The organism is Peribacillus sp. P4_C12, from assembly GCF_056402095.1.
This window is the reverse complement of sequence record NZ_JBFUIB010000121.1, coordinates 1-9,235: the sequence shown is the minus strand read 5'-3', so window position 1 is coordinate 9,235 and position 9,235 is coordinate 1. Positions and strand designations below refer to the sequence as shown.

The 9,235-nt window shown below is 37.6% G+C and carries 13 protein-coding genes and 2 tRNA genes; 4 read left to right on the top strand and 11 right to left on the bottom strand.

Translation table 11 applies throughout. The features are described from left to right. The 3 genes from AC1DUW_RS15335 to AC1DUW_RS15325 form a co-directional block, all read left to right on the top strand. The coding region (locus AC1DUW_RS15335; protein WP_477642887.1) for a M14 family zinc carboxypeptidase at window positions 1-506 on the top strand (506 nt) is incomplete at its 5' end. Between the two features lie 48 nt (window positions 507-554). Beyond that, entirely contained in the window at window positions 555-875 is a 321-nt protein-coding gene (locus AC1DUW_RS15330) for a DUF3889 domain-containing protein (RefSeq protein WP_053344728.1), read from the top strand. Window positions 876-1,351: 476 nt separating this feature from the next. Then, window positions 1,352-2,233 carry a radical SAM/SPASM domain-containing protein gene (locus tag AC1DUW_RS15325; RefSeq protein WP_477642886.1) on the top strand — a complete coding sequence of 294 codons (882 nt, stop codon included), beginning with the start codon at window positions 1,352-1,354 and terminating at the stop codon, window positions 2,231-2,233. Between the two features lie 340 nt (window positions 2,234-2,573). Here the strand turns inward: AC1DUW_RS15325 and AC1DUW_RS15320 are convergent, their stop codons facing one another. The 3 genes from AC1DUW_RS15320 to AC1DUW_RS15310 all read right to left on the bottom strand — a co-directional run bounded on the left by AC1DUW_RS15320 (window position 2,574) and on the right by AC1DUW_RS15310 (window position 4,158). Then, entirely contained in the window at window positions 2,574-2,852 is a 279-nt protein-coding gene (locus AC1DUW_RS15320; protein WP_053347197.1) for a 2TM domain-containing protein, read from the bottom strand. Between the two features lie 175 nt (window positions 2,853-3,027). Continuing rightward, window positions 3,028-3,384: a GIY-YIG nuclease family protein gene (locus tag AC1DUW_RS15315; protein WP_252433976.1), complete on the bottom strand. Its 357-nt coding sequence runs from the start codon at window positions 3,382-3,384 to the stop codon at window positions 3,028-3,030. A gap of 18 nt (window positions 3,385-3,402) precedes the next feature. Continuing rightward, complete coding sequence (locus AC1DUW_RS15310) at window positions 3,403-4,158, bottom strand: DUF2087 domain-containing protein (RefSeq protein ID WP_477642885.1); 756 nt, start codon at window positions 4,156-4,158, stop codon at window positions 3,403-3,405. 238 nt (window positions 4,159-4,396) lie between these two features. On the opposite strand from AC1DUW_RS15310, the gene AC1DUW_RS15305 reads away from it, so the two are divergent. Continuing rightward, complete coding sequence (locus tag AC1DUW_RS15305; protein WP_477642889.1) at window positions 4,397-4,546, top strand: DUF5412 family protein; 150 nt, start codon at window positions 4,397-4,399, stop codon at window positions 4,544-4,546. A 162-nt stretch (window positions 4,547-4,708) separates the two neighbouring features. On the opposite strand, the gene AC1DUW_RS15300 is transcribed toward AC1DUW_RS15305, so the two are convergent. The 8 genes from AC1DUW_RS15300 to rph form a co-directional block, all read right to left on the bottom strand. Next, window positions 4,709-4,909 carry a hypothetical protein gene (locus AC1DUW_RS15300; protein ID WP_477642884.1) on the bottom strand — a complete coding sequence of 67 codons (201 nt, stop codon included), beginning with the start codon at window positions 4,907-4,909 and terminating at the stop codon, window positions 4,709-4,711. 371 nt (window positions 4,910-5,280) lie between these two features. Then, window positions 5,281-5,354: transfer RNA gene (locus AC1DUW_RS15295), tRNA-Arg, on the bottom strand. 400 nt (window positions 5,355-5,754) lie between these two features. Then, the gene (locus AC1DUW_RS15290) at window positions 5,755-6,501 is read right to left on the bottom strand and encodes an alpha/beta fold hydrolase (RefSeq protein WP_053347201.1); all 747 of its coding nucleotides are present in this window, start codon (window positions 6,499-6,501) and stop codon (window positions 5,755-5,757) included. A 329-nt stretch (window positions 6,502-6,830) separates the two neighbouring features. Next, window positions 6,831-6,956, bottom strand: coding sequence for a hypothetical protein (locus AC1DUW_RS15285; RefSeq protein WP_255264011.1), 126 nt, complete (start codon window positions 6,954-6,956; stop codon window positions 6,831-6,833). A gap of 132 nt (window positions 6,957-7,088) precedes the next feature. Further along, window positions 7,089-7,162, bottom strand: a tRNA-Arg gene (locus AC1DUW_RS15280). A gap of 177 nt (window positions 7,163-7,339) precedes the next feature. After that, window positions 7,340-7,852, bottom strand: a complete 513-nt coding sequence (locus AC1DUW_RS15275) for a metallophosphoesterase family protein (RefSeq protein ID WP_053347202.1) — start codon at window positions 7,850-7,852, stop codon at window positions 7,340-7,342. A 2-nt stretch (window positions 7,853-7,854) separates the two neighbouring features. Next, window positions 7,855-8,466: an XTP/dITP diphosphatase gene (locus tag AC1DUW_RS15270; RefSeq protein WP_053347203.1), complete on the bottom strand. Its 612-nt coding sequence runs from the start codon at window positions 8,464-8,466 to the stop codon at window positions 7,855-7,857. Further along, complete coding sequence (rph, locus tag AC1DUW_RS15265) at window positions 8,435-9,217, bottom strand: ribonuclease PH (protein WP_477642888.1); 783 nt, start codon at window positions 9,215-9,217, stop codon at window positions 8,435-8,437. The genes AC1DUW_RS15270 and rph overlap by 32 nt, the downstream gene beginning before the upstream one ends. Window positions 9,218-9,235 lie beyond the last annotated feature (18 nt).

Genomic DNA, 9,235 nt, shown 5'->3' with positions numbered 1-9,235 from the left:
GGTCGCGGTGGAAGGCCAACGCAAAAGGGATTGATTTAAACAGGCAATATCCGATTGGGTGGGAAGAAGTAATGAGTGATGCAAAAAAACCTACTTATCAATTTTATAAAGGGGAACAACCACTAGAAGCTACAGAGGTAAAAGCGCTTGCGGATTTTACGAAGAAAGTTGATCCCACAATTGCGGTGTCCTATCATACATCCGGCCGAGAAATTTTCTGGCATTATCAAAATAAGAGAGAGAATATGGCGAGGGATTATGGCATTGCGAAAAAAACAGCAGAATTAACAGGTTATGAACTGACCTTTCCGGAAAAGGAGGCGGTAGGCAGCGGATTTACGGATTGGTTCATAACCGAGTTCAAGCGCCCGGGAATGACAATTGAACTTAGTTATTTGGTGGATGAAACCAATCCCCCATTTTCTGTATTTCCTGAGGAATGGAAACGGAACCGGTTAGTTGGGATTATGCTTGTAAAAGAAGCGAACAAGCTGCATAACAAATGAACAATTTAGCATAATAAAACTAACAGGATGTATGAGGAGGAAATGGTTTTGAAAAAAGTCATCATGATGATTTTAGGACTTCTTGTAATTTTACAATTTGGTTCCATATCAACACATGCCCAAAAACCAGATTACGAAAAATACGGAAAGATTGCAATCGCCGTCGTACAGGCCGATTACCCTGAAGTTGAGATTACTGATTATGAATATAAGGGAAGAAAAACAATAGGGAAAAATCAGGTGGAAGACGATTTTAGTTTCTTAGTCGTGGAGAAAGGCAATAAATTCAAAGTCACTGTGGCAGTCCAACATGATCTTACCAATGAAAAATTACTTAGTTTAAAGGTCACAGAACAGAAGGAAAAGTAAATTTACTCCAATATATTTTAGTATTATTTAACATCTTCGGTTTTTGAGGATGTTTTTTCTATTAACGATGAACAATTAATCACGAACTTTTCCGCCTTCCCACATTAGGAAAAAGATAGAAGACTAGGGATAAAAGTGCAGAGCATAAGGCTCTGGAATATGACCTTAGTGGAATCATGGCCTGAAACTAAAATCAGATCTATCTGTTGATTTATAAAAAATACAAAAGATCTATAGGTGATGAGGAAGTGAAATGAGGAAATTAAGCCATGATTGACTCAATCAGGGGATTTTTGGAACCTTGAATGAAAGGGTAATTGGTAAATGAAATCAAATATATAATAAGTTTACATAATTGTGATTTTAATTTCACCCTTTGTACCGCTACAATTAACTTTTCATTGCATTTATGAGCCGCTAACACGTATAGTTAGAATCAGATTGACAATATAGCATGACTTTAGGGGTATTTTATAATGAGAAAGTTTAAGAAAGTTTATGTAGAAATTACGAATATATGTAACTTGAAATGTAATTTTTGTCCTAGTTCTAGCTTGCAGAGGACATTGAAGTTTATGGATCCGGATGGTTTTACTCATGTTATTGAGAAAATCAAACCACACACCGATCATATTTATTTTCACCTGATGGGTGAACCATTTTTAAATAAAGATTTAGGAACGTTCTTGGATATTAGTGCCGAACATGATCTGAAAGTGAATATAACAACGAATGGTACTTTGATTCAAAAGKTAAAAGAAAAGCTGCTTTCCAAAAAAGCACTTCGTCAGGTGAATATTTCACTTCATAGCTTTGAAGCGAATGATACGAGTAATAGTCTAGACTCATATGTGAGTAATATTGCCGACTTTATTAATGAGGCAAACGAAACAAGTGAAATGATCTGCGCAATTCGATTATGGAATATGGATACGGATGAGCTTAAGGCGAGTAATGGTCTAAACGATGATATTCTCAGTATGTTGGAGGAGAAGCTTTCGTTGGATATTCGATTAAGTGAAGCTCTTCAGGATAAGAATAATATTAAACTGAAGGACCGTGTTTATATAAATATGGCTGAAAAATTTGAATGGCCAGAATTGGACCGCGACATTATCGATGAGAATATTTTCTGTTATGCTCTAAGAGACCAGTTAGGTATCTTAGTGGACGGTACAGTTGTTCCTTGCTGTTTGGATAGTGAAGGGAAAATTCCACTGGGGAATATATTTGAATCATCTCTTGAAGAAATTATAAATGGTGAACGGGCTAAAAATATGTTTGATGGTTTTTCGAGAAGATGTGCAGTCGAAGAACTATGTAAACGATGTGGCTATGCAAAGCGTCATAAAAAATAAGAGGTAAAGAAAACCACGAAGAATCTTCGTGGTTTCAGACTGTAKACAAACTCGATGAAAATCGAGTTWGTCTACAGTYTTTTTGAGGGKTTGTAAAAATTCGAACGTTGATTTCCACTCCAGGCACTCGCTTTCCGCGGGCGGTCAGGGAGCCTCCTCGGCGCCTTTGCGCCTGTGGTGTCTCCCTTGGACACGCTTTTCCCGCAGGAGTCTCGCACCTCCCGTTCCAATCAACTTTGTTTTAACAATTAGAAATAAACACTTTTGCCTACAGTCTTTTTTGTTTTAATAACTGAAGGAACCATATCTGGTTACTTAAATTGAACGTATTCATATTTTGTCAGACATCCTTTTTATCCTTTTCCATGAATTCCTTTATCTTTCTTTCTTCCCATTCCGATCCGAAGTTACCATCTGCAAAAGTTGTTATACCGTGTACCAGAACTCCAATTCCCCATCCTCCAAGTGGATAGAGGAACCACCAATAACTAGTATCCGTTATTAGGTTCATAACAAAAAGCATAGCATTAACCAAGAAATACACCGTTAGATGAATGTAGAATGCCTTAAGGTTCTCCACCCTCTTTTTCGCTCTTAAATATTTATCTTCATTTCCCATTCCCTCGCCCCCTTATCGTAAACACTTAAATATATTATTCTCCACATCAATAATACCTTATTTACCCAATTTTTATTACAAAAAGGAGACGATGTGCATCCTATGATGGAATGCCGGGAATTCGGTTAATAATCGAAGATTGTTTATCTCCTATCTCTGTAAATCCAGATACACTTCAGCTGGATTTTACCCTATTGTATCCTCTTTCTTCATATGGCTGTATTTTTTCCAACCATGCTTCCTCAAGTTTTTTCAATTCGCGTTTGGCATCAAAATATCCTGTTTCTTTCGGTTTTAGAACCTCTAGCACCTCAAAAGAAAAGACATCTTTCCCATATTGATTCCACTCATCTTGCAGCATTTTATTAGTATTTGTTCCCATTTCCAATTCAAATTGTTTACCCTTTAATGTCTTTAGATTCCTAGTGCTTCCTATAAATACTTTATTATTTATCGTGTTTTTTATTTGGTAAACTCCCGCTTCAACTTTTGTTTCCTTATATAATTGCTTCAATTCTTTTTTTCGATCCATCTTCATTGCCTCCATTCGTCATTTCTTCAGCCAATATTGGCTTCCATCAGGTTTTCTATCCAAGAATCCATATTCTATTAAATACCTTCTCAAAAGAACATAGTCATGATAGGCCGCTTCCAATATTTGATTGATTTCTTTTTCACTATATTTCTGCTCATTTTTAAAACGTTTCGAAATTTCTTGAAGAACAATAAACCTTTGTTTTTCCTTTGGTGGAAAAGTACTCAAAGCAGCCTGACTACCTTCTGGTAAGAATTTTTTCAATATGACCTCTTTTTCATCCTGCGTAACATTATAACGATCATCCACCATCCTTGCTTTTTGATGAAGAGGAACAAATGCAGGCGCATGTTTATCTTTATCTTTTAAAAGTTCCATCATGGCCAAAAATAACTTAGCTTGACGCTCTTTCTCTTTTAATACAAAGCGATGGTTCCGAATAGTAGAAGAACTTCCAATTCCCATTTCCTCTTGCACCTCAGTATCGTTTTTCCCTTGATAAAAAAGACGAAGAAGGCGATTCTGATGATCTGTGAGACCTGTTAGTTTCTTATCGAGATCAATCAAGTATTCGAACACCGATTGGTGTGCATTTTCGATATGAATACGCATATACCTTTCTGCTTCATAAAGAGTCCCATCTATTGGATACACTATCCCTTTTTGAACTGTATTTCCGCACAGCAAACAAATAAACTGATTCTCTTCTTCGATATACCCCTGTTTTAGCTCATCATGCGATGCACTCCAAAACATTTCTGCATCCTGCATAAAACAAACACTCCCTTATAAAGTTTACAATATAATAAACATAATATTAATTTGTTTATATTATGTCAACATTTTATGTGAATTAGACATTTTTATATCGTATTTATTCATTTTCCACATTAGTTTCGTTGCATTTTCACAAAAGGGGTTAGACTTTGGGAACATATAGTTTTGGGTAAAGAGAGAGCTTTTAAGATTTTTTTGAGAAGATGGGTTTATGGGAGTTTATTACTGATGTCTGATTATTTACGGAGTGTATTGGACGTTCTTTGATATGAGGAGGCTACCAACAGGGGATTTTCTTACAAAAGAATCATCCCTTGTCGACGAATATACGTTGAATGTTGACTTTACGAATGGAGTTGCGACGAAAGACGGTAATTATTAAAAATTGCGAAATTATTAATAAATTATTACCCTTAAACATTAAAAAGGAATTGATGCACCAAGTCAAAAAGCATCCAACTAGTTGGATGCTTTTTTTCAAATAATAATATGAAATTGGTTGAATTTAGTATAAATCCTTTGATTCGATAAAGAAGAATAAGTATTAGTTAGGCACAAACTTAAGTATTCCTTCCAGATAAACACCTTGTTCTTTTTTCGTACACGCTCTTAACTTAATTCTTCCCTCCTCTTCTAATTCCTTTGCTAATTGGACTACCTTAGTTCCATCTTCGGCTATCTCTACTGAAAAGAAATTCCCCCGARTGGAAGTTTGAATGAACTTAAATAATCTATCTTTATTCATCTAAACAACTCCTTATTTATTACAAATTCGACATAAAAGATAATCTACCTGCGATAAATAGAAATAAAAAACTTCCTTGAAGGAATACGAACATGAATAGTCCTAGAATCACAAATCAATAAACATTCATTCTTGTAATTAGAAACCTAATTATTCTCCCTCTGATTTTTCCCAAGGTAAGATATTAACCCTTGCTCACTTGCCCTAAAACGAAAAAAAACTACGACAATGTAACGGACTATGAACATACATAATAATAATAATAATATTAATACCGAAAATAAGGAATCCCCCTAATCAATCATTTTAACTTTATCCCGATAAAAGAAAAACAGCCAAAACCTTAAAAAGGTTTTGGCTGTTTTTGTTAGTGTCCCAGGAGAGATTCGAACTCCCGACCGACGCCTTAGAAGGGCGTTGCTCTATCCAGCTGAGCTACTGAGACATTTCGGTATTTTTTTTCTTCAGTTCAGAATAACGGTCACTTTTCGAACTTAGTCCGTAATCGTGATTTTTATTATAACCTAGTATAACACTCATTGCAATACTAGTAATAATAAATTTTGAAGAGTTATAGAATACCCCCACATTCATTCAAAATTCATCATGGTATTTGAATGAAGCTTGCAGTAAAAAAATGCAGAATACACTCTATCGAACAATTCGAAGTGATCATAATAATCAACAAAAGGAGAACACTTTGTTATAAGCGTTCTCTTCTTTTATCATATATAACTTATTAATTCATGATGACCTACCCATGTTTTAAAAGGCAGCTAGACAAAGCAATGTCATCCTGTTTATTTTAGTTAGATAAGTTACAAAACTGACGAATGAATTTCCGGTCATTCCTTCATAAAGCCAGTAATTTGACGATACAGCTTCTCGGGATGGGTGAAATTGACCATATGGTCAGCACCTGGAATTTCTATGATTCGAGCGTCTGAGTGCTTTCGAAAGTAATTGGCAACACGAAGGTTATCGGGTGAATCCTCCTTACCGATTATCAATAATGTTTTGGCCGTCAATTCTCCTAATCTTTCGATGGCCGATGGTTGCGGCCAAATCAACTTAACAGCCGGCCATTCAAACATTCGGTTCATATGGTGCCGGAGCATCTGAACCATCAAATCCCGGTGAGGACTCATTGTTACAACACGATACGATGGATCACTGAGCAAAAGCTCAATCATCTTATCGATATCGGGGGCAGCTCCATGAATCGTCTTCATTCTCTCTTCAAATTCCTTTGAATAGCTAAACCCAGATAATCCAGGCGCAAGCAAAACAAGTTTTGAAACCCTTTCAGGATAATTCAGAGCGAATTCAGTGGCAATTTGGCCACCCATTGAATGACCGATGAGTGTCGCCTGATTGATTTCTAGATGATCAAGCAGAGACAGCAAATCTTCAACCTGGTTGACATCTTCTAAAGGGGACGGTGATTTCCCGGTCCCACGTCCGTCAAAAGCAACGACCTTGTAGTCTTTCGCTAAAAGAGATGCGACAAATGTCCAGTTCCGTACATCAGCACCACCAGTGAGGAGAACCACAGGATGACCATTTCCATTAACTTCGTAATACAAATCCATTGAAATCCCTCCACCCATTACGATTTAATAATTAAAAATATGTTATCTTTCTTAATAATCCTGCCTTTTTCTGGCTTAACTTACAATTCAAGAAGCACCTTTTAATTTCCTTCCTCATTCTAGAATATGGCCCGAGTGCGGAACAAAAATAAAGAAAATATCTTCATCTATACTACACGTTACTTAAAAAAACCAGCCCCATAAATGGGCGTTTATGGGGCTATTAATCCCTTTAATAAAAAAAACAACTTATTTATGTCTATTCATAGAACCAAATCTCATTCCCAAAAACAAAGTAACAGTTTCGATCATTTACACCTTTTTTTGTGCTAATATATGAAAAAAATATATTGGAACGCCCTTGGTTTAGAAGCGATAGAACTAGAAACAGGTATTTCCTCTAATAATCCTCTTACGTCTACTTCAACATCTAATAATCCTTTTCTTTTGGTCATACGAAAAAACCTCCTATATCGTTAGTAATGTAAGTCGATATACGGTGTAATTTCTTACATGACCGTTATACTGACCGTTTCACTAAACGATATAGAAGGTTTTCGTATCGGGCTTTAAAGCCACTTTGTTAGTGTCCCAGGAGAGATTCGAACTCCCGACCGACGCCTTAGAAGGGCGTTGCTCTATCCAGCTGAGCTACTGAGACATTTATGATATAAGTTGCGGTAAAACTTATGTATGTATTACCTTAACTGTTCCCTTAGGACACTTCTTATTATAGTAGGATATCAAAAGAAAGTCAACGATTTTTCATAAAAAAGTTTTTTTCTTTTTTATAAGCCAGGAAGCGTGGAAAAACGCTTCCTGATCATTATACATTAGGTTAGTCGATCCGATAAGCCCTACTTAGCTCCTCAACGATTTTTCCTTCAAGATCATAATAGATGATTTCAAGTTGGTCGCTTCCTATATCCAAAATGGCATATGTTTTCTCTTTTCGTCCGCGTGGCTGGCGTATGCTACCTGGATTGATGAAGAGCTTGCTTTCAATCAACTCGGAACCAGCGGCGTGGGAGTGACCGAAGCAAATAATATCGGCACCGATTTCTTCACTTTTATAAGACAAATTCATTAAAGTCATCTTAATGTTATACAGATGTCCGTGGGTTAAGAAAAAGCGCTTGCCTCCAATGTCTTCAACAGCGTCATCTGGATAGGTAGCATCATAATCACAGTTCCCCCGTACTGCTAAAAAGCCCTTCATGAGAGGGTCTTTGCTTTCTAGCTCTGAATCACCGCAATGAATCATAGTAGCAACTTCTTCTTTGTGACGGTCGGTTATCATGCTGATTTCATGAGTTAAGCCATGACTGTCACTCATTATTAGCACTTTCATCGTCACATTCCTTCTTCCCTTTTTAGAAATTGACCCAGTTTTTCATCCAAAGCCTTCAATGCATGAGCACGGTGGCTGATTTGGTTTTTTTCCTCTTTTGTCAATTCAGCATTTGTTTTCCCCTGCTCTTTAACAAAAAAGACTGGGTCATATCCAAATCCATTCGTTCCTGAAGGTTGTTCGGTAATCAAGCCTTCCATCGTCCCAGAAACGGTGATTGTTTCCTGATTTGGTGACGCTAACGCTAAGGCGCAATAAAACCTTGCTGTTCTTTCCGCTTCTGGTACACCCTCTAGTTCCTGCAGAACTTTTTTCGTGTTCGCTTCATCACTCTTTGACTCGCCAGCATAGCGCGCAGAGTATACACCAGGACGCCCATCTAATGCATCGACAATCAAACCGGAGTCATCAGCTATCACGAAGTGACCTAGTTGATGGGCAATGGCTTCTGCTTTAAGAATTGCATTTTCTTCAAAAGTCGTTCCTGTTTCCTCCACATCCGGGGCGTCCGGTACGTCAAGAAGTGTTTTGACTTCATATCCTTTTGCTGAGAATAGACTTTCGAATTCCTTGGCTTTTCCTTTATTTTTTGTTGCAATAATTACTGTCTTCATACTTTGTCTCACCCTTTTGTATTTTATCGGCAATAACTCCAAGTGCTTCTTTTTGCACCTCGAATAAGGTTTGAAGTCCTTCTTGAGCTATTGAAAGTAATTGCTGTAACTCGTTATATGTAAAAGTTGCCTCTTCCCCTGTGCCCTGCAATTCGACAAATTCACCACTGCCTGTCATGATGATATTCATATCCACAAGGGCTGCTGAATCTTCCTGATAATTTAAGTCTAACACAACTCCTGCTTCTTCAATAATCCCGACACTTGTTGCTGCTAGATAATTTTCCAACGGAAATACCGCCAGTTTCCCCTCTTCATCCAGCCTATTTAAAGCAAGAGCCAACGCGACGAATGCGCCCGTAATTGAAGCTGTCCGAGTGCCGCCATCTGCCTGAATAACATCGCAATCAATCCAGATCGTTTTCTCACCAAGCGCCTCTAAATCGACCACTGCCCGCAGTGACCGTCMAATTAGCCTCTGAATTTCCATCGTGCGCCCTGTTATTTTCCCTTTTGCCGATTCCCTGATTGTCCGTTGATTAGTTGCTCGCGGAAGCATCGAATACTCCGCATTAATCCAGCCTTTCTTTTTACCGCGCATGAACGGCGGAACCCGCTCATCAACGCTTGCGGTACAGATGACCTTTGTGTCACCGACGGTAATTAATACCGAACCTTCAGGATGCTTCAAATAATCTTTTTGGATCTGTATCGTCCTTAATTCAGTATTCAGCCTGCCGTCAACGCGCATATTGTATCCCCCTAATTT